This is a genomic window from Pseudomonas lactis, from assembly GCF_001439845.1.
Classification (GTDB): domain Bacteria; phylum Pseudomonadota; class Gammaproteobacteria; order Pseudomonadales; family Pseudomonadaceae; genus Aquipseudomonas; species Aquipseudomonas lactis.
In genome coordinates, this window is sequence record NZ_JYLO01000011.1 from 183,181 (window position 1) to 203,013 (window position 19,833).

The window sequence follows — 19,833 nt, forward strand, 5'->3', positions numbered from 1 at the left end:
TATCCCTGTGCTGACTCATCTCGATTCCCAAGGTCGCGCCCATATGGTCGACGTCACCGACAAAGCCGTGACGTTCCGTGAAGCGGTGGCGCAAGCGCGGGTGCGCATGCTGCCCGACACCCTGCAAATGATTGTCGACGGCGCCCACCCCAAGGGCGACGTGTTTGCCGTGGCCCGCATTGCCGGGATCCAGGCAGCAAAAAAAACCAGTGACTTGATCCCCCTGTGCCACCCGTTGATGCTCACCGGCGTCAAGGTCGAGTTGAGTGCCGACGGTGCAGACGCGGTTCTTATCGTGGCGCGCTGCAAACTCTCCGGCCAGACCGGCGTGGAGATGGAGGCCCTCACCGCCGCCAGCGTCGCCGCGCTGACGATCTACGACATGTGCAAGGCGGTGGATCGCGGCATGACCATTGAGAGTATTCGCCTGCTGGAAAAGCTGGGCGGTAAAAGCGGGCATTTCAAGGCGGATGAACAATGAGTATCAACGTACTGTTTTTTGCGCGCTACGCCGAAGCGGTGGGCTTCGATTCGCTGGAGATGGAAGGTGAGTTTGCCACTGTTGACGGCGTGCGCCTCGCGCTGGCTGCTGACCCGGAATTCGCGGTGCTCAACGAAGAGAGCCTGATGTGTGCGCGCAACGAGGAGTTGTGCAGCCTGGACGAGCCGGTGCAAGCCGGCGATGAAATCGCCTTCTTCCCCCCCGTGACCGGAGGCTGAACATGGCCATTCGTGTGCAGGTCGAGGCCTTTGATCCCGGTGCCGAAGTCAACGCCATGCACGCGGCCAATGTGGGCGTGGGCGCGGTGGTGAGTTTTGTCGGCTATGTACGCGACTTCAATGACGGGCGCGACGTGTCGGGGATGTTCCTGGAACACTACCCCGGCATGACCGAAAAGGCCCTGGCCAAGATTGCCGTGGAAGCCGAGCAGCGCTGGCCGTTGCTCAAGCTGGAGGTGCTGCATCGTATTGGCGCGCTGGAGCCGGGCGAGCCGATTGTGTTTGTCGGCACGGCCAGTGCGCATCGCCAGGCGGCATTTGATGCCTGTGCGTTTGTGATGGATTACCTGAAGACGCGGGCGCCGTTCTGGAAGAAGGAAAACACACCGGAGGGGCCGCGGTGGGTGGAAGGGCGTGATAGTGATCATGCGGCGGCTGACCGCTGGAAGCCCTGAGCAGATGCAAGTGCCGGCTTTCAATAGTTTGTCTTTGATCCATTGTTTTTTGACTGGGTATTGTTAGGTTTATTCGAAATTAGTATATAAGACTGTCAGATCTGACAGTTGTTGCTGGCTACCGTTATAGGCTTTGATGGTGTTAGGGCGCCAATGTGCTTTTCAAGTGAGATAACTTCGCTGAGACATTGGCCACATCACCAACAAGCAATAGCGGAAGGTAGGGTATGGTCGCGCACGAGCATGCAAGCAGATTATTGAGTTTCAGTATCAGGCGCCCAAATAGAACGAATAGGGCCAATGGCTTGTATGCCAATGGTAACCATCAATGTGAAGTTATCATTGATATTGTCAAGCAGCTCCGCGCCGCAGATGGTACGTGGGCCGTTGCCCTCTTGACTGATGAAGAGCGTAGCAGTGTGGCCGTCGTTGAATGGTCTGAGCAGCATAATGAAAAACTTCCGCGCGGGTGGAGTTGTGATACGCAGAAAAATCGATATGACATTGGGCTCTGGGCGAAAGATTCGGTCAATGAATATTCAAAAAATACCGTAACTGAATTCGCCAGCCATCCACAGGCCGAGTCTGTAATCCGTTATTTGCGTTGTGATTTAGATGTCGCGGTGGGGCCGGTGCGCTTTATGGCGCGGATAGTTATTGATGGGAAAATTTATACAACGCATTTTTCCCAAGGCGGAGCGGCCTTTGAGTCATCGGTTACCCTCGTGCCCGAGCAACCGTTTTATTTGGATGTTCGAGATCTTGAAGTCTATGAAGATCCTGGCGCGTATTTCGCTTCTAGTTCGAATGCGATAGTGATGGCTGCGGTCTACTATTGGCAACCTCCAGCAGGGGTGTGTTTTGTCGAAAATAGAGGTATTGCGGAACCGATTAATTTACCGGGTGATGGAGCAGCTTTCGACTCTTCATTGTCGCGAACGGTAGAGGGCTGGGTAGGGTTGTCCTATAAAGCAGGAACGCTTACCAATAAAAATGAAGTGGGACAAACGCTGGAGATAGGAGAACTCCATCAGGGTTTGGGTGTGCCTGATGAACATGCGCTGGTGAGATTTAATGAGCGACCTACCATCATGCGTGCGATCAGAGTTGTCAGTAATCGCTTTGTTTTTCCTGAACACCATGAACGTAGGTCTTGGCGGTTGTTGGACAACTTTGGAACAGAGCATACGTTTACGTTGGAGGGTGACAGTAAAGGGAATCTGTACTTGCGGAACGCATCGGAAGTTGGGTCGTACTACTTGGAACATTTCGAGATTGTGCTCCCTAATGGTCAGACATTGACCGACGCTCTTTATTCCAATGGCCGTCATCAGTGCCAGGTAGAAGTGGAGGTCATCATGATGCAGCGGCGCCCTGATGGAAGTACGGTGCAAGCTAAATTGACGGATGCACAGCGCAACAGTCTGACGTTAACACGCTTTTCGCTGGATGATCATGAACCGCTTCCTAGCGGTTGGAGTTGCGATAAAGGAAAAAACATATATGACCTCGGTTTGAGAAGCATGGGTGCTGAAGCTGTGCGTGAGACGGCAACCTCAAAACGACAAAACGCAATGGGCCCGCCAAAGGAAGTGATCAATCGATACCTGCGGGTTAACGCAGGAACCTCTCATGAAAGGGTTCGGTTCATGGCCGTTATTGACGTAGATGGGACTCGATATACGACTAACTATGTCCATGATGATATTAGCTTTATTTCGTACGTAACGATTGGCTTCGTTCCCCCGTATAGGTTGTGGGTCAGTGATCTCATACAATACGAGGATCACGATGCATATCAAGATTATTTTTGCGACGTTGATGTATATTATTGGACCCCTAGGTCGGGGGAGAGGTTTCTTGTTAATCAGGGTCTTGATTCGCCGCTTTTTCTCCATCAGGAAGGGAAAAGTTCCACCTCGTCCTACTGCACAGGGTATATACCCGATCGAACTTATAAAGGCGGCATCGTATACGGTAAGGATGTCGCCAATCCCAAGGTGGTGATATCCGATATTTCTAAAACCCATCCAGATGGAGACCAGAAGGTTGTCAGGTTCGACAGGCGCTCTACCATTATGCGCGCGGTCAGGTATCGTGATAATCAATTTTGGGGAGTGCAATTAGATCACCAAAGCAAATGGCGCTTGTGGGATAACTATGGGTGTGAGCAGGTTTATGTTATCGACTACTCAGATGGTGGGAATTTTCTGGGGTTAAAGGATGGTTGAAGTCATTGGGGGGTCGATACCTAATGATATTGCTCAATGAGTGGTGATTAATATGGATGTCTATTCTCAAGCTTTCAATTTTAATACTTATTTAAGTGGTGCGGTCGACACGCGTACGGGGCACTACAATGTCCGAATTAATCTGGTGACGTTATATCCTATGGGGCCGCTAGAGGTAAGTCGTGATATTGCGTTATCGTTCTCCATGCTCAATACGGCGTCAGACGTGTACGGTACCGGATGGCGAATAAGCAATACCGAGTTCGACAGTGCACGCTTGCGACTGACGCTGCTTACCGGGGAGCAATTCAAGACCCAAAGTCTACCCGCTGTTGGCGGCACGTTAATTATTAAGGATAACAAACTAAAAAATCTGGTCGTTCGGCGGCCTGATACGAGTACGCTGCATGTAATTTACAAAGACGGCACTGTTGAGGTGTTGCAGCGTACCAGCAGTTCCATGCCTTATCGGATCGTGGCGATTGAGTTTGAGAACGGCGAGCGCATGAAGTGGGAGTATACGCTGGGCGGATCGCTCGAGCGGGTCCTGGGGCAGAATCAGGAAGTGTTGTTGCAGCTGTCCTACTCCAGCGGGCGCCTTGCAGCGGTTGATTCACGAGTAGACGGCGGTCGATATGCCCGTACTCGTTTCACTTATACCAGTGGTAAGTTGACCGCTATCACGGCGCCTTACGATCGGGATGAGCCGTTTCAGAGTGTGGGGTTCGTTTTTGGCTATACACCCGCGTTTCGCAATGGATTGATTGCCATCGACCATGTGAAGTCGCCGATGGGAGGCGAGGAGCAAATCAGGTACGTCGAGAACGGTCATCAGTATGGCAATGGTCAATATATTCCACGGGTTTACAGTTGGGTTCAGACACCCGCGAACAGTCAGTTGCCTATTACCCGAACTTACACCTATAGCACGGGCAATAATTTTACGGGTTATCCCTATTCTGGCGGCTTTCGTGAAGGCGAAGACAACCTGTACGTGATTGGTGGGGACTATAACTATTGGGTTGAAGAGAGATCTATCGACTCGCAAGACAGTACCGTACTGAGCAGTACCCGCAGCACGTTCAACAAATTCCACTTGCTGATTGAAGAACAAACCTTGCGCGAAGGCGCGCGAGCCACCACGACCATTGCTTACAACACCGCTCCAGGGCTCTTTCCGGCGCAGCCCGCCAATCTCCAACTGCCCAGGCTTATCACCACTCGTTATGAGTTGGTGGCTGGCGGTACGACGAGAGAAGTGCAGGTTGCGATCGAAACCGATGAATACGGCAACGAGTTGAGTCGCACCGAGGCTTCCGGCGTACGCACCGAGTTCAGCTATTACCCTATCAATGGTGAAAGCGGAAAATGTCCAGCCGACCCTCATGGGCTTTTTCAGCGTTACTTAAAGCAAGAGCGCTTGATCCCCGTAGCAGGCAACCCCACAGACCGACTTACCGAGTACACCCACACTCGAATACCTGCGACAGGCAGCAGTTACTGTGTTCTTCTGTCGAGTTCTCAGGAAGCCAGGGTCAGTCAGCAGCAAAGCTATTACGACGCCCCCTTGGAACTGGCTGGGCGATTGAAAAGCAGCACTTCTGCCATCGACGGACAATCGTTAGTCAACCATTTCAGTTACACCCTCAGCGGCGATACGCTCAGTGAAACTCATCGGCTGTTGGGCCGTGAAGGCCACTGGCTGGAATCGGTACGCACGCTCTCTCTGGTCAACCGGCGCCTGCTGTCGATGAGCCGCGACGGGGAGGCAACGCTGGTCATGACGTATGATGTTGCTGGGCGTTTGACGGCGGAAACGGCTTCGCCAGGTAAACCGCAGGAAGCTGGGCGTCATTTTGTCTATCACTATGCAACGCCCACGAAGCGCGCCCATTTGGTGACCACGGATGCGCAAGGCCGCAACACCGTCACTTACTACGATGGGATGGGACGGCAGGTTGCGCGAGCGCTGTTGCTGGAGGGCGGAACTAGCGAGCAGCCCCTAGGTACCTGGCGTTATGACGCCCTTGGGCAAACGGTAGAAAAGACGCGTATTGATTATCTGCCCGATGGCGAACACGTCTTGACCACGCGCTACGCCTATAACCCTTGGGGTAACGCCAGTCGTGTGACACGCGCCGATGGCAGCGTGACGATCGATGACTATGACCCTCGGCTGCATCTGCGTGTAACCGGAGTCGAGGGTGGCGAGCGTCTGGAAACTCATCTGAATGCTCATCATCAGCCGTTCCAGGTGAATCGGGTAGACGCTCTCGGGCAGCTCACTGAGGTGGAGTCACGTACCTATGACGGCCTGGGGCGTTGCCTGTCACGTCTGGACATGGATAAGCATCGCACCGATTACTTTTATGACCTGTTCGACCGCGTGGTGATGACCGTCCAAACGCCTTCGGATGGCAGCCCTTCGCGGCAGCGCACCGTGGCCTACGCGCCAGGCAGCAGTGAGCCGCACACAAGTTCAATCAGCATTGATGGCAGGCTGGTGGGATCGCGCACCTACGACAGTCTGGGCCGATTGACAGCGCAGTCCAGGGGGACGGCGTCCGCCACTACTTGGGATTATGAGACCGATTGGACTGAACCTGTGGCCGTGGTGTCCGGCGCCGGGACGCGCCAGCAATGGGCTTATGACAAAGAGTTGGGCACGCTGAGCACGGTCAAGATGGCGGGGCATCCGGACAGGCTCTACCGGCATGACCCGGTCAGTGGTCAACCCACCTATTCAGAGAGTGGCGCGCTCAAACATGAGTTATTCCACGATGTGAACGGTTACCCGGAAAAAGAAGTGCAAACGGTGCTCGGCATGCCATTGACCGCCCACTATGGCCACTCTATGGGCGGGCGCCTGCTGCACTACACGTCCCCTGAGGGGCAGCGAAGCGACTTTGAATATGACGCCAACGGCAGGTTCCGCAAGATGGTGGCCGGAGAGGTGGCGGTTGAACAGCACTATGATCGGTTTGCGCGGCCTGAGGTGCTGACCACCCGCTATGCCAATACCGAGGTGGTCACCCGCGTGGGCTATGACGCTCTGGGGCGCGAGGCTGAGCGGCGCTTTGAGCAAAACGGTGCGCTGCTGCAAGTGATGAGCAGCACTTATCATCCCAATAGCTTGCTGGCCAGCCGATTTGTGCGTGATGCAGCTGCGCAATTGGTGATTGGCGAGACGTTTACCTATGACGCCTTCTTGCGACTTACCTCTTATCGTTGCGAGGGGCGTGAATACCCCCAGGATTCCCTGGGACGAAACATCGCAGGGCAACAATTCAGTTTCGACAGCCTGGATAACATCACCCGCGTCGTGACCTCTTTCGCCGACGGCACGCAGGACATCAGCATGCGGTTTTTCACCGACGCAGACCCCACCCGCCTGACCCGTGTAACCCACTCCAACCCGGCGCAAGATGATGCCTTGACCTATGATGCGGCGGGTAATTTGACCGGTGGGCCGGCCGGGCGCATCTATACCTACAATGGCTTTGACCAGTTGACCCACGTGCAGGAGGGCTCGCTGCAATGCAGTTACCAGTACGATGCTCAATCTCGCCAAGTCGTGGCGGCCCGGGGTAACGAGACACCGGTGGTCATGGCTTACGCGGGGGATCGCCTGGATACGTTGGTGGAGGGCAGCAGGAAACTGCGTTACTTCAATGCAGCTGGCCACGTGCAGGTGCGTACTGGCGGGGTAGACGGGCCGCAATTGCATCTGAATGACGGGGCGGGCACCGTGCGCGGCATCGTGGCGCCGGGGCAGACTACGGTGCAGCGCCATTACGCTCCGTATGGCGAAGGCAACGTGGTTGCGCGGGACGGCAATGTGCGCTCGATGGCGGACCTGCAATTGCCGGCGTTTACCGGCGAGCGTCTGGATGCAGCGGTCGGTCTGTACCATTTAGGGCCGCGTGCTTACGACCCGCGCTTGATAGTGTTTCTTTCGGCTGACCCGTTGGCGCCTTTTGATGAGGGTGGGATTAACAGCTACGCCTACTGTGCCGGGAATCCGGTCAATCTCATCGACCCTAGCGGGTTGTTGCCGAAGTGGTTGGCTTGGACGCTTACCGGCGTTGCGTTGGCCTTGTCGTTGGTGGCGTTCAAGGTTGCAGTGGTGGGGCTGGCGGCCGGGATTGGCAAACTTACAGGGCTGGCGCTGGCGGGCAAGGTGCTGGCTACGGTTGCTACCTCAGCGAGCAGCATAGGCGGTACATTGGGGATTACAGGGCTGAGTATCGAAGCGGTCGACAAGCAGATGGGCTGGGATCGTTCGCAGCACATCAAGAATCTGGGATGGGCGTCGCTAGGGTTTTCCACCGTTGGTGTCGTTGCCAGTGTCAGCCTTTCCGCCACGTTGGGTGTTAAAGCCTTTAGAGAGGCCTCAATGCTCAGAGCCTCTGAACATACAACAGGCTTCCTCTCAAGTTCCCTTGGCAAAGGCCTCGTTGCGGCAGGCAAGAACGCGACAGGGAGATCCTACTCGTTCGCCGGCCCAAAAGAGATTACCCCCGCCAGCCAACTATTCGGGGGCGCGCGCTCGGTGCTCAGATGGACCAACTTCAGCCGTGGCCTGGATGCTCGACTCAACAGCACACAAGCGCAGCCAGTGGCTGAGGACGAGCAGCCCCAGTGGCAGCAGCAACCACAGCCACGACCAATGAGCCTGGGACTGGTGGACATGTCAGGGAGTAGTTTTCAGTTCTATGGGGAGTTTCGACGGGAGGCAACGCGTATTCGTCAGTCTGTTCTGAGTGACTCGGATCGCGATGACTGATCAGCAATAGTGGCCGAGCCCGTAAAAATGCCAGTCAGGTTCGCTGACTGGCATTGAGTCGCGCTTAAGGCCGCTTGCGCTCCACCGCCCGCAACAAATGCGTCGGCGGCGTCTCACAGCTGATCTTGCGCCCCAGCAACGCCTCGATGGACGGCAACTGGTACGAGTCATCTTCGCCCGCAAAGCTGATCGACACACCCGCAGCCCCAGCACGCCCGGTACGGCCGATGCGGTGCACGTAGTCGTCCGGCACTTCCGGCAGGGTGAAGTTGATCACGTGGCTGATGCCGTCGATGTGAATACCGCGACCGGCCACGTCGGTGGCCACGAGCACGCGGATCTTTCCTTCGCGGAAGCCTTCCAGGGTCTTGATGCGTTTGTGCTGCGGCACATCACCCGACAGTTGCGCAGCGTTGACGCCGTCACGTACCAGGCGTTCTTCGATGCGGCGCACTTCGTCCTTGCGGTTGGCGAACACCATCACGCGCTCCCAACCGTTGTCGTTGACCAGGTTGTAGAGCAGTTTGTACTTGTCGGCACCGGCGACGGCATAGATATGCTGCTCGACGTTTTCGCTGGCAACGTTGAGTGCTTCGATCTCGACGATGGACGGGTCAGTGGTCCACTGCTTGGCGAGGTTCATCACGTCTTCGGTGAAGGTCGCGGAGAACAGCAGGGTCTGGCGCTCGGTTTTCGGCGGGGTCTGGCGAATGATCTGGCGTACTTGTGGGATAAAGCCCATGTCGAGCATGCGGTCGGCTTCGTCCAGCACCATCACTTCGACCATGTCCAGGTGCACGTCGCCGCGCTGGTTGAAGTCGAGCAGGCGGCCCGGGGTGGCGACGAGGATGTCGCAATGGCGGGCTTCAAGGTGCTTGAGCTGCTTGTCGAAGTCCATGCCGCCCACGAACGTCATGACGTTGAGGCCGGTGTACTTGGTCAGGTCGGCGGCGTCCTTGGCGATCTGCACCACCAGCTCACGGGTTGGGGCGATGATCAGCGCACGCGGTTCGCCCATGTAGCGTTCTTTGGGCGGCGGCGTTTGCAGCAGTTGGGTGATGATCGAGATCAGGAACGCGGCGGTCTTGCCGGTGCCGGTCTGTGCGCGGCCGATGGCGTCTTTGCCTGCGAGGGTGAAGCCCAGCACTTGCGCCTGGATCGGTGTGCAGTACGGGAAACCCAGGTCCTGGATGGCGTGCATCAGTTCCGGGGCCAGTTTGAAATCGTGGAAGCGGGTCTTGCCTTCCTGGGGTTCGACGACGAAGTCTTCGAGTTTCCAGGGGGTCACGGGCGGCTTGGGCGCACGTTCGCGACGGGGCTTGGCCACAGGCGTCGGGGCGGGCTCGGCAGGCTTTACCTGTTCAGGCGGCGTCACCGTGGTTTTGTTCGGTGAGGCGGCGGGCGCGTTCCGGCCGGGCTGTTGACCGTCATTGCGGTTGCCGGGCTTGGGGGCAGGTGCACTGGGAACAGGCGCGAGCGGCTCAGCCTCGCTTTTGCCGAACATCTTCTTGAGTGCTTTGAGCACGGTCATCTCATTAATTGATTAAGGAATGTACGCCGGCCAGTGTAATGCAAGAATCGGGCGCGGCGTAGTGCGTCTGTCATACGGCTACATAAACACGGGGTTCAGCGCAGCCGTTCAGCCAGCCAGGCGCCGATATCGTGTATCTCTTGGGGTAACACTTCGTGGCCCATTGGGTATTCCTGCCATGTCACGGTGACACCACGGCCTTTCAAATGCTCGTAGGCGCTGCGGCCCATGGCGTTCTGAACCACTTCGTCGTACTGGCCGTGCAGGCAGAGCGTAGGGATGCGTTGCTGGCTGGCGGATAATTGCAGGTCATTATCGAAGGTGGGCGCATAGGTGGAGAGGGCGATCACACCGCCCAAGGGCCCCTCCCATTTCTTGAACGCGGTGTGAAAAACCACGGCGCCGCCTTGAGAAAAACCAGCGAGGAAAATTCGCGAAGTGTCTATTCCGGTTCTCTGTTGTGTCTCGATCAGGTCCGTAACCATTTTTGCCGACGTTTCCAGTTCTTCCAGGCTGATCGAACGGGCCGGGCTCATGGCCTTGATGTCGTACCAGCTCGGCATCTCGTAGCCGCCATTAATCGTCACCGGGCGCGTGGGGGCCTGGGGCAAAACAAAGCGGGTGCTCAGCAAGGTTTCCTGCAGCGCTTCGGCCACCGGCAGGAAGTCGTAGCGATCGGCGCCCAGGCCATGCAGCCAGATAACGCAGGCGTCTGCTGGCTTGGCGGGCTGAAGAATCAAGGGTTCGGTCATGTCTGCTCCATAGATGTGCGGGCGCTCCGATGAGGTGCGTCGGAACGGTGCGCGACAGGTTGATCTGTTAAGAGAATGTCGCAAGGCTGAATCTTTTGCCATTGAAGCGCAGTTGCAGCCACTCGGCCAAGACTCTGGTACGCGCCTTGCTATGTGTATCTCGATGTCAGAACTCTCCTAGGACGGTAACACTATCAGTGAGTGCCGCTCGTGGGAAAGCAACTGCAATTACCGCAAAAACCTCATGCTGCTTGGCCCCAAAAAAAACCAACACGGGTCGATATCGCCTCATAAGGGTGCGCTGAGGTTGGAGCTCCGACACAACAAGAGCAATTGGAGGTTTGTAATGAAGGTATTGAAATCCACCCTGGCCATTGTCACTGCGGCGGCTGTACTGGGTGTCAGTGGTTTTGCCCAGGCGGGTGCCACCCTGGACGCCGTGCAGAAAAAAGGCTTTGTGCAGTGCGGTGTGAGTGACGGCCTGCCGGGTTTCTCGGTGCCGGATGCCAGCGGCAAGATCCTCGGGATCGACGCTGACTATTGCCGCGCTGTGGCGGCTGCCGTGTTTGGCGATGCCACCAAGGTCAAGTTCAGCCAGTTGAACGCCAAGGAGCGTTTCACCGCGCTTCAGTCAGGCGAAGTCGACATCCTGTCGCGCAACACCACCATGACCAGCTCCCGCGACGCGGGCATGGGCCTGAAATTCCCGGGCTTCATTACCTACTATGACGGCATCGGCTTTCTGGTGAACAACAAGCTGGGCGTCAAGAGCGCCAAGGAACTGGACGGTGCAACCATCTGCATCCAGGCCGGTACCACCACCGAGCTGAACGTTTCCGACTACTTCCGCGCCAACAACCTCAAATACACCCCGATCACCTTCGACACTTCCGATGAAAGCGCCAAGTCGCTGGAATCCGGGCGTTGCGACGTACTGACGTCCGACAAATCCCAGCTGTTCGCCCAGCGCAGCAAGCTGGCTTCGCCGAAAGACTACGTGGTGCTGCCGGAAACCATTTCCAAGGAACCCCTGGGCCCGGTCGTGCGTAATGGCGACGACGAGTGGCTGGCCATCGTGCGCTGGGTGGGCTACGCCATGCTCAACGCTGAAGAGGCCGGTGTGACCTCCAAGAACGTCGAAGCTGAAGCCAAGGCCACCAAGAACCCGGACGTTGCGCGTCTGCTCGGTGCTGACGGCGAATACGGCAAAGACCTGAAAGTGAAGAAGGACTGGGTGGTACAGATCGTCAAGCAAGTGGGTAACTACGGCGAGATGTTCGAGCGCAACCTGGGCAAGAGCACGCCGCTGGAAATCGACCGTGGCCTGAACGCCCTGTGGAACAACGGCGGCATTCAATACGCACCCCCTGTGCGCTGATCGCTGATGGTTCTGTCACCCGGTAGGCCAACTGCCGGGTGATGTTCTGTTCCATTATTTTCGGGGCACTTCATGCAAAATCAAATCGGCGCACCCAAGCAGAAGCTCAGCTTCAGCGACCCCAAAGTGCGTGCGTGGCTGTTCCAGATCATCACGATCGTGGCGGTGGTCTCGCTGGGCTGGTACCTGTTCCATAACACCCAGACCAACCTGCAACACCGGGGCATCACCTCGGGTTTCGACTTTCTTGAGCGCAGTGCCGGCTTCGGCATCGCGCAGCACTTGATCGACTACACCGAATCGGACAGCTATGCCCGGGTGTTTGTCATCGGTCTGCTCAACACGTTGCTGGTGACCGTCATCGGTGTGGTGCTGGCAACCCTGCTCGGCTTCATCATCGGCGTGGCGCGCTTGTCGCCTAACTGGATGATCAACAAGCTGGCCACGGTGTACGTGGAGGTATTTCGCAACATTCCGCCGCTGCTGCAAATCCTGTTCTGGTACTTCGCGGTTTTCCTGACCATGCCAGGGCCGCGCAACAGCCATAACTTCGGTGACACCTTCTTTGTCAGCAGCCGTGGCCTGAACATGCCAGCAGCGCTGGCGGCCGATGGGTTCTGGCCGTTTGTGGCCAGCCTGGTGGTCGCCATCGTTGCCATCGTGCTGATGACCCGCTGGGCCAACAAACGCTTTGAAGCGACCGGGGTTCCTTTCCATAAATTCTGGGCGGGCCTGGCGCTGCTGGTGGTGATCCCGACGCTGTGCGTGTTGGTCTTCGGCACGCCGCTGCATTGGGAAATGCCCAAGCTTGCTGGCTTCAACTTCGTCGGCGGCTGGGTGCTGATCCCGGAACTGCTGGCGTTGACCTTGGCGTTGACGGTGTACACCGCGGCGTTCATTGCCGAGATCGTGCGCTCGGGCATCAAGTCCGTCAGCCATGGCCAGACCGAAGCGGCACGCTCACTGGGCCTGCGCCCAGGGCCGACGCTGCGCAAGGTCATCATCCCGCAAGCGTTGCGCGTGATCATTCCGCCGCTGACCAGCCAATACCTGAACCTGGCGAAAAACTCGTCGTTGGCCGCCGGTATCGGTTATCCGGAAATGGTTTCGCTGTTTGCCGGCACGGTGCTCAACCAGACCGGCCAGGCCATTGAAGTCATTGCCATCACCATGAGCGTGTACCTGGCGATCAGCATCAGCATTTCTTTGCTGATGAACTGGTACAACAAGCGCATTGCGCTGATCGAGCGGTGAGGACACACCCATGACTACGCATACGTTCAAACCTGACATGCCACCGCCGAGCAAAGTCTTCGGGCCGGTGGCCTGGATGCGCGCCAACTTGTTCTCGAGCTGGCTCAATACACTGCTGACCTTGCTGGCGATCTACCTGGTGTACCTGGTGGTGCCGCCGATCCTGCACTGGGCCATCCTCGATGCCAACTGGGTGGGCACCACCCGCGCCGACTGCACCAAGGAGGGCGCCTGCTGGGTGTTTATCCAACAGCGCTTCGGGCAGTTCATGTATGGCTATTACCCCGTCGACCTGCGCTGGCGCGTGGACATGACGGTATGGCTGGCCATCGTGGGTGTGGCGCCGTTGTTCATCTCGCGTTTCCCTCGCAAGGCGATCTACGGCCTGGGCTTTCTGGTGTTGTACCCGATCATCGCCTACTGCTTGCTGCACGGCGGCGTGTTCGGCCTGAGCAATGTGGCGACCAGCCAATGGGGCGGCCTGATGCTGACCCTGGTGATCGCCACTGTCGGCATCGCTGGCGCCTTGCCGCTGGGCATTGTGCTGGCGCTGGGGCGGCGTTCGAACATGCCGGCCATTCGGGTGGTCTGCGTGACCTTCATCGAGTTCTGGCGCGGCGTGCCGTTGATCACCGTGCTGTTCATGTCGTCGGTGATGCTGCCGCTGTTCCTGCCCGAGGGCATGAACTTCGACAAGCTGCTGCGGGCGCTGATCGGTGTGATCCTGTTCCAGTCGGCCTATGTAGCCGAAGTGGTGCGCGGTGGTTTGCAGGCGATTCCCAAGGGGCAATACGAAGCCGCTGCGGCAATGGGCCTGGGCTACTGGCGCAGCATGGGCCTGGTGATTTTGCCGCAGGCCTTGAAGTTGGTGATCCCTGGGATCGTCAACACCTTCATTGCCCTGTTCAAGGACACCAGCCTTGTGATCATCATCGGCCTGTTCGACCTGCTCAACAGCGTCAAGCAAGCCGCCGCCGACCCCAAATGGTTGGGCATGGCCACTGAAGGCTACGTGTTCGCCGCTTTGGTGTTCTGGATTTTCTGTTTTGGTATGTCGCGCTATTCCATGCACCTGGAACGCAAGCTCGACACTGGCCACAAGCGTTAGGAGTTTTTTGATGAGCGAAGCAATCAAACAGCCTGTGAGCCCTGAAGGCATTATCCAGATGCAGGGCGTCAACAAGTGGTACGGCCAGTTCCACGTGTTGAAAGACATCAATCTCAACGTCAAGCAGGGCGAGCGCATCGTGCTGTGCGGCCCGTCGGGCTCGGGCAAGTCCACCACCATCCGCTGCCTCAACCGTCTGGAAGAGCACCAGCAAGGCCGCATCGTGGTCGATGGCGTGGAGCTGACCAATGACCTCAAGCAGATCGAAGCGATCCGCCGTGAAGTGGGCATGGTGTTCCAGCACTTCAACCTGTTCCCGCATTTGACCATCTTGCAAAACTGCACGCTGGCGCCGATGTGGGTGCGCAAGATGCCCAAGCGCAAGGCCGAGGAAATTGCCATGCACTACCTGGAGCGTGTGCGCATTCCGGAGCAGGCCCACAAGTTTCCGGGGCAACTGTCCGGCGGCCAGCAACAGCGTGTGGCCATCGCCCGTGCCTTGTGCATGAAACCGAAAATCATGCTGTTCGACGAGCCGACCTCGGCACTCGACCCGGAAATGGTGAAAGAGGTTCTGGACACCATGATTGGCCTGGCCGAAGACGGCATGACCATGTTGTGCGTGACTCACGAAATGGGCTTTGCGCGCACCGTGGCCAACCGCGTGATCTTCATGGACAAGGGTGAGATCGTTGAACAGGCGGCGCCGAATGACTTTTTTGATAACCCGCAGAATGAGCGGACCCGGTTGTTCTTGAGCCAGATACTGCATTGATGGAGCGTTAAAAAATAAACCCGGCCTGGTAGCCTAATGCCGTTCAGTCAAGGATTTTTGTAGGAGCGAGCTTGCTCGCGAGAAACTCACAGGCGCCGCGTTCAATCAGGAAACACGCGTTCTCGTTGACGTTTTTCGCGAGCAAGCTCGCTCCTACACGGCATGGTTCAGGAGGCTTGGGCCGCAAGTTGTTGCTCATCTTTTTCTATGAGCAGGCGATTGAGGTCATCGCCGACATTGAGCGCCTCGATCTCGGCTAGTAGATGCGGATGCTTATCCAGTAGGCGCATGAGTGTAAACAATGGTTCAGGAGGGAAAACCTCAGCCCTTTCGTAGCGAGAAAATGAATTTTGCCCACGCACAGTCAAAAGCTTCACTGCGTCCTTCTGAGTGAGATGCAGTTTGCGACGGATTCGCTTCATTTCGGCAGCGATGATTTTTCTGCCATCAATCAATAATTGGTCACTGGCGTCGGAATAACGCTCTGCGCTGTCATCGTCATGATCGAATTCGATTTCCTTACAGACCTGGCATTCCCAGCCCGCGATGTTTGGAATGTCGCGCATCATGCCGCGCGTGTTGATGGTGAAGGTGCGACCTTCGAAATGCTGCATTCCCTCATGGGCTCCGCAATTCACGCATTGTTGGGTTTTCATAAGGTTTTCTCCTTGAAGGAGATTACGGGAGCTCCACCGCTTGAGCGGTAAGTCACCTTGATGTAAATCTCCGTACCGTACATTTTGATGAGATAGACGTCCTGCCATACCCGATGGTCTGAATAGGTTGTCATTGATTTGTACAACATTCGCTTTTCAAGGGCGCAGACCGCCAACCGCATCTGGCCGATACTCAATTCAAGTTGTCGAGCGCTCTCCCGCGCACTTGCCGTAAATGCTCCGTTGCCCAGCTGGATGACTTGCGCCTTGATCAGGGCCAAATCGTAATGAGGTGTGTACTTTTCCATAAGACACCTGAGTCCAATAATTACCCTCTAAGGGTAATTTTACCAATCGAAAATACTGCTCCTTTTCCTGCCTAAGAACCCTAGTGCGTTGCCTTTGTAGGCAACTCCGAATAGCCTGTAGGAAAATTCATCCTATGATTGGACGAAAGCGCTAAACCCATGACAGACATCGCCCCGCTGATCAAACGCTCCCTGGTCGACCAGGCGCTGGAGCAACTGCGCCTGCGCATCTCCCAAGGCGTATGGGCCATCGGCGAGCGCCTGCCCACCGAGCCCGAGTTGTCCGCCGAGCTGGGGATCAGCCGGAACACCGTGCGTGAAGCCATGCGGGTATTGGCCTTTTCGGGCTTGATCGAAATTCGCCAGGGCGATGGCAGTTACCTGCGCTCGATGACCGACCCACTGGGCACAATGCGGGCGTTGTCCCATTGCACGCTGGAGCAGGCGCAGGAGACGCGCCAGATTCTGGAAGTGGAGGCCATCGGCCTGGCTGCATTGCGTCGTACCGAAGCGGACCTTGAGGCATTGCGCAAGGCGCTCGCTCTCAGCGCCGAGCGTTATCACGGCGACCTGGAGGCCTATATCAGCGCCGACCTGAAGTTCCACCAGCACGTGGTGGATGCGGCGCACAACCCGGCCTTGAGCGAGCTGTACCACTACTTCTCGGCCATTGTCGGCGCGCAGCTGCGCCAGACCCTGAACCGCTCACCGCGACGCCAGGCGGTGTTCGACCTGCATGGAGCGCTGCTCGATGCGGTGGAACAACAAGACCCGGACCGCGCCAAATCCCTCTGCCGGCAGTTGATCAATGAACCCTGAAGCCCCACGCAAGACCGAACTCGAAGAACTGTTGATCGACGCCGAAGCTGACGACGACAGCGTGCAGCAGGCGCCGCCGAGCGTGGTTCGGCCATGGCTGCTGTTGCTGGGCCTGGTGTTGGTGGCCTTGAACCTGCGCCCGGCCTTGTCGAGCTTGTCGCCGTTACTGGCAGAGGTTTCGAGCAGTTTGGGCTTGTCCGCCGCCAAGGCCGGTTTGCTGACCACCTTGCCGGTGCTGTGCCTGGGCCTGTTCGCGCCCACCGCGCCGATGCTGGCACGGCGTTTTGGCGCCGAGCGCGTTGTGCTTGGCATCCTGCTGACCCTGGCCGCCGGGATCATCCTGCGCAGTTCGTTGGGTGAGGTGGGGTTGTTCCTCGGTAGCCTGGTTGCAGGGGCCAGCATCGGCATCATCGGTGTGTTGCTGCCGGGTATCGTCAAGCGCGACTTCGCCAGGCAGGCCGGTGCCATGACCGGTGTCTACACCATGGCGTTGTGCTTGGGCGCCGCCATGGCGGCCGGTGCCTCTGTGCCGCTGAGCCACGCCTTTGGCGACAGCTGGAAGATCGGCCTGGGCTTCTGGATCCTGCCGGCGCTGGTGGCGGCCCTGGTCTGGTTACCCCAGATTGGGCAGAAGCACGGCGCCCATCGTGTGGCCTATCGTGTGAAAGGGTTATTGCGCGATCCGTTGGCCTGGCAGGTCACCCTGTACATGGGCCTGCAATCGTCACTGGCCTACATCGTGTTCGGCTGGTTGCCGTCGATCCTGATCGGCCGTGGCCTGAGCGCGACCGAAGCCGGGTTGGCGCTGTCGGGCTCGATCATCGTGCAACTGCTCAGCTCCCTGGCCGCACCGTGGCTGGCCACGCGCGGCAAGGACCAGCGCCTGGCGATTGTGGTGGTGATGCTGCTGACCCTCGGCGGGCTGTTCGGTTGCCTGTATGCACCGCTGGAGGGCCTATGGGGTTGGGCGATTTTGCTCGGCCTGGGGCAGGGCGGCACCTTCAGCCTGGCGCTGACCCTGATCGTGTTGCGCTCGCGCGATTCCCATGTGGCGGCCAACCTGTCGAGCATGGCCCAGGGCATCGGCTACACCCTGGCGTCGATGGGGCCGTTCGCGGTCGGCCTGGTGCATGACTGGACCGGCGGCTGGGCAGCCATTGGCTGGATCTTCGCTGTGATCGGCCTGGGGGCCATCATTGCCGGGCTGGGCGCCGGGCGTGCGCGCTATGTGCAGGTCACCAGCGAGAAGGTTTAGAGATACACCACTTCCAGCGTGGCCGAGCCATCGAGCGGGGTTTCCACACTCAAATCCAGATTCTGGCGGGCATTGATCACGGTCTGCACCGTGACGTTGCCCCCCAGGGTACCGATGGCCGTGGGCCCGCTGACGCTGCCCTCCACGTCGGTAAACCCCAGGTAGCTTCGCGAGCCAATATCGATGGGGTTGAGATTGGAGGTGCGCCACGCCAGGCCACCGGTGGTGGACTCGGTGCCGTATACCTGCGCGGTGTTGCTGGCCTGGGTTTGCCGCGGGTCGAAGGTCATGGAGTAAACCCCCAGGCGGTTGCCGCTGCTATCAAACCCCAGCCCGTAGTAAATCTCGCTGTTGACCATGGCCGAGCCGTCGCGGTTGTCGCGCATGCGAAGGGCGTAGCGGACGGGGCCATTGCAGGCGATGCCGATATGCAGCGTCTTCAGGGGCAGGCGCGTGGCGGTCTCCAGGTTCAGGTCTTGTTGGGCAATCTTGCCGTAGTCGATCAGGCCACCGCTGGAAAGCTGCGGCAAGCAGGCGGCGGGGACGATCAGTCCGTGGACGCTCAGGTCCACTGTCGAGGCGGCCAGCACCGAGGGCGCGCAGGCCAGTAACACCAGGCTGGAAAGGATGCGGGTTTTCATGGGGCGGACTCCTTACAGGGGGGCTCAGGGGTAGACGATTTCGAGCGTGCCGGAACCGTTGATGTGCACCACGTCACGCAAGTCCAGGCTTTGCATCGGCGCCAGGTAAGTCTTGATGCGCATCGTGCCAGTCAGGGTTTGCAGGGCGACTGGCCCTGTGGTAACGCCGGTTTTGTCGGTAAAGCCCATGATGCTGTTGGCCGCCATGGGGATCTGCCGCGCGGTGGAACTGCTCCATGCCACGCCATTGCTGGTGGAGTCGGTGCGGTACAAGGTGGGGAAGGCATCGGCGCTGAATTCGGCCGGGTCGATGGTCAGGTAAAAGCGCCCGATCTTGTTGCGGCTGGCATCCAGGTCCAGGCCATAGGCCGTTTCATCGGTGCCGCCCGTGGCCGAGCCGTCGCGGTTGTCCTTCATGCGCAGGGCGAAGCGGATGGGCGCGTCGCAGGTCACGCTCAGGTGCAGTGTGCGGGTGGGCAGCGGTGTTTCAGTGCTGGCGTTGAGGTCTTTGGCGTACAGAGTGCCGTAGTCCACCACGCCTTGGTCGGACAAGCTCGGCAGGCAGGCGATAGGCGCGAAGTGCGCGCGCAGTGTCAGCTCCCGGTAGCGTCCATGGTGTGCGCCGTACAGCATGCCGGAGACTTCCCAGGTGGTGGCATCGCGCACCTGGGTGGCGGCAGGGTCGGCCCAGGCACGCAGGCTCATTTGCAGTGCCAGGGTTTTACCGGTGAGCACCGTGCCCCGTTCGACCGGTGCGATGCCGTGGTCGGGTCGCCATTGCAGGACGCTGCCAGTGGCGACGGGCGCCTGCCCCACGGCGGGCAGCACCCCCAACTCGACCGCGCGGCCGTCGAGCAGGGCATTACTGACTTCAATGGCATAGCTGCCGTGCTCGGTAAACTGCCAGCGCTGCGGGCTGGCGGCTTGCGCACGGTAGAACAGGCTGAGGTCTTCGGCCTGGGGGCAACTGACGGTCACACTCAGTCGACGCTCGCCGAGCAGGCGTTGCGGTGCGCTGTCGCTTTGCGCCAAGCGGCTCATCAGGCCGAAATCCAGCAACGGCTCACTGACGTTCAGTTGGCATTCTTCAAAAGCCTGGGCTGTGCCGGCGGCGCCGATCAACAGCCCCAGGCACAGTTGACGCAAACAGCTTGCAAGGGGCAT

17 protein-coding genes are annotated in these 19,833 nt (G+C 58.3%); 11 read left to right on the forward strand and 6 right to left on the reverse strand.

What is annotated here, in order from left to right:
* Positions 1-7: 7 nt before the first annotated feature.
* From moaC to TX24_RS20415, 5 genes are all read left to right on the forward strand, one after another.
* Positions 8-481: a cyclic pyranopterin monophosphate synthase MoaC gene (moaC, locus tag TX24_RS20395; protein ID WP_057710970.1), complete on the forward strand. Its 474-nt coding sequence runs from the start codon at positions 8-10 to the stop codon at positions 479-481.
* The gene (gene moaD, locus TX24_RS20400) at positions 478-720 is read left to right on the forward strand and encodes a molybdopterin converting factor subunit 1 (protein WP_003188748.1); all 243 of its coding nucleotides are present in this window, start codon (positions 478-480) and stop codon (positions 718-720) included. The genes moaC and moaD overlap by 4 nt, the downstream gene beginning before the upstream one ends.
* 2 nt (positions 721-722) lie before the next feature.
* Positions 723-1,175, forward strand: a complete 453-nt coding sequence (gene moaE, locus TX24_RS20405) for a molybdopterin synthase catalytic subunit MoaE (protein ID WP_034134566.1) — start codon at positions 723-725, stop codon at positions 1,173-1,175.
* A gap of 227 nt (positions 1,176-1,402) precedes the next feature.
* The gene (locus TX24_RS20410) at positions 1,403-3,406 is read left to right on the forward strand and encodes a hypothetical protein (RefSeq protein ID WP_003188750.1); all 2,004 of its coding nucleotides are present in this window, start codon (positions 1,403-1,405) and stop codon (positions 3,404-3,406) included.
* 52 nt (positions 3,407-3,458) lie between these two features.
* Positions 3,459-8,192 carry an RHS repeat domain-containing protein gene (locus tag TX24_RS20415; protein WP_057710971.1) on the forward strand — a complete coding sequence of 1,578 codons (4,734 nt, stop codon included), beginning with the start codon at positions 3,459-3,461 and terminating at the stop codon, positions 8,190-8,192.
* 64 nt (positions 8,193-8,256) lie between these two features.
* Here TX24_RS20415 and rhlB read toward each other — a convergent pair whose 3' ends face one another.
* Positions 8,257-9,723: an ATP-dependent RNA helicase RhlB gene (gene rhlB, locus TX24_RS20420; protein WP_003188753.1), complete on the reverse strand. Its 1,467-nt coding sequence runs from the start codon at positions 9,721-9,723 to the stop codon at positions 8,257-8,259.
* A gap of 95 nt (positions 9,724-9,818) precedes the next feature.
* Positions 9,819-10,475, reverse strand: coding sequence for an alpha/beta hydrolase (locus TX24_RS20425; protein WP_003188754.1), 657 nt, complete (start codon positions 10,473-10,475; stop codon positions 9,819-9,821).
* Between the two features lie 346 nt (positions 10,476-10,821).
* Between TX24_RS20425 and TX24_RS20430 the strand changes: the two genes are divergently transcribed.
* From TX24_RS20430 to TX24_RS20445, 4 genes are all read left to right on the forward strand, one after another.
* Positions 10,822-11,853: an amino acid ABC transporter substrate-binding protein gene (locus tag TX24_RS20430; RefSeq protein ID WP_057701502.1), complete on the forward strand. Its 1,032-nt coding sequence runs from the start codon at positions 10,822-10,824 to the stop codon at positions 11,851-11,853.
* A gap of 72 nt (positions 11,854-11,925) precedes the next feature.
* Complete coding sequence (locus TX24_RS20435) at positions 11,926-13,107, forward strand: amino acid ABC transporter permease (RefSeq protein WP_003188757.1); 1,182 nt, start codon at positions 11,926-11,928, stop codon at positions 13,105-13,107.
* A 10-nt stretch (positions 13,108-13,117) separates the two neighbouring features.
* On the forward strand, positions 13,118-14,215 hold the full coding sequence (locus TX24_RS20440) for an amino acid ABC transporter permease (protein WP_003188758.1): 1,098 nt from the start codon (positions 13,118-13,120) through the stop codon (positions 14,213-14,215).
* 10 nt (positions 14,216-14,225) lie between these two features.
* Positions 14,226-14,990: an amino acid ABC transporter ATP-binding protein gene (locus TX24_RS20445; RefSeq protein WP_003188759.1), complete on the forward strand. Its 765-nt coding sequence runs from the start codon at positions 14,226-14,228 to the stop codon at positions 14,988-14,990.
* A gap of 167 nt (positions 14,991-15,157) precedes the next feature.
* On the opposite strand, the gene TX24_RS20450 is transcribed toward TX24_RS20445, so the two are convergent.
* Together TX24_RS20450 and TX24_RS20455 are read right to left on the reverse strand one after the other, a co-directional pair.
* Positions 15,158-15,646 carry a type II toxin-antitoxin system MqsA family antitoxin gene (locus TX24_RS20450; protein ID WP_034135880.1) on the reverse strand — a complete coding sequence of 163 codons (489 nt, stop codon included), beginning with the start codon at positions 15,644-15,646 and terminating at the stop codon, positions 15,158-15,160.
* Entirely contained in the window at positions 15,643-15,954 is a 312-nt protein-coding gene (locus tag TX24_RS20455) for a type II toxin-antitoxin system MqsR family toxin (protein WP_003188762.1), read from the reverse strand. Before TX24_RS20455 ends, TX24_RS20450 begins: the two co-directional genes overlap by 4 nt.
* A gap of 159 nt (positions 15,955-16,113) precedes the next feature.
* Here TX24_RS20455 and TX24_RS20460 point away from each other — a divergent pair, with 159 nt between their 5' ends.
* Both TX24_RS20460 and TX24_RS20465 read left to right on the forward strand, forming a co-directional pair.
* Positions 16,114-16,773 carry a FadR/GntR family transcriptional regulator gene (locus TX24_RS20460; protein ID WP_003188764.1) on the forward strand — a complete coding sequence of 220 codons (660 nt, stop codon included), beginning with the start codon at positions 16,114-16,116 and terminating at the stop codon, positions 16,771-16,773.
* Complete coding sequence (locus TX24_RS20465; protein WP_057710972.1) at positions 16,763-18,028, forward strand: CynX/NimT family MFS transporter; 1,266 nt, start codon at positions 16,763-16,765, stop codon at positions 18,026-18,028. The genes TX24_RS20460 and TX24_RS20465 overlap by 11 nt, the downstream gene beginning before the upstream one ends.
* Here the strand turns inward: TX24_RS20465 and TX24_RS20470 are convergent.
* Complete coding sequence (locus TX24_RS20470) at positions 18,025-18,669, reverse strand: DUF1120 domain-containing protein (RefSeq protein ID WP_003188767.1); 645 nt, start codon at positions 18,667-18,669, stop codon at positions 18,025-18,027. The two genes, TX24_RS20465 and TX24_RS20470, sit on opposite strands and share 4 nt — an antisense overlap.
* Positions 18,670-18,693: 24 nt before the next feature.
* Positions 18,694-19,833, reverse strand: coding sequence for a DUF1120 domain-containing protein (locus TX24_RS20475; RefSeq protein WP_003188768.1), 1,140 nt, complete (start codon positions 19,831-19,833; stop codon positions 18,694-18,696).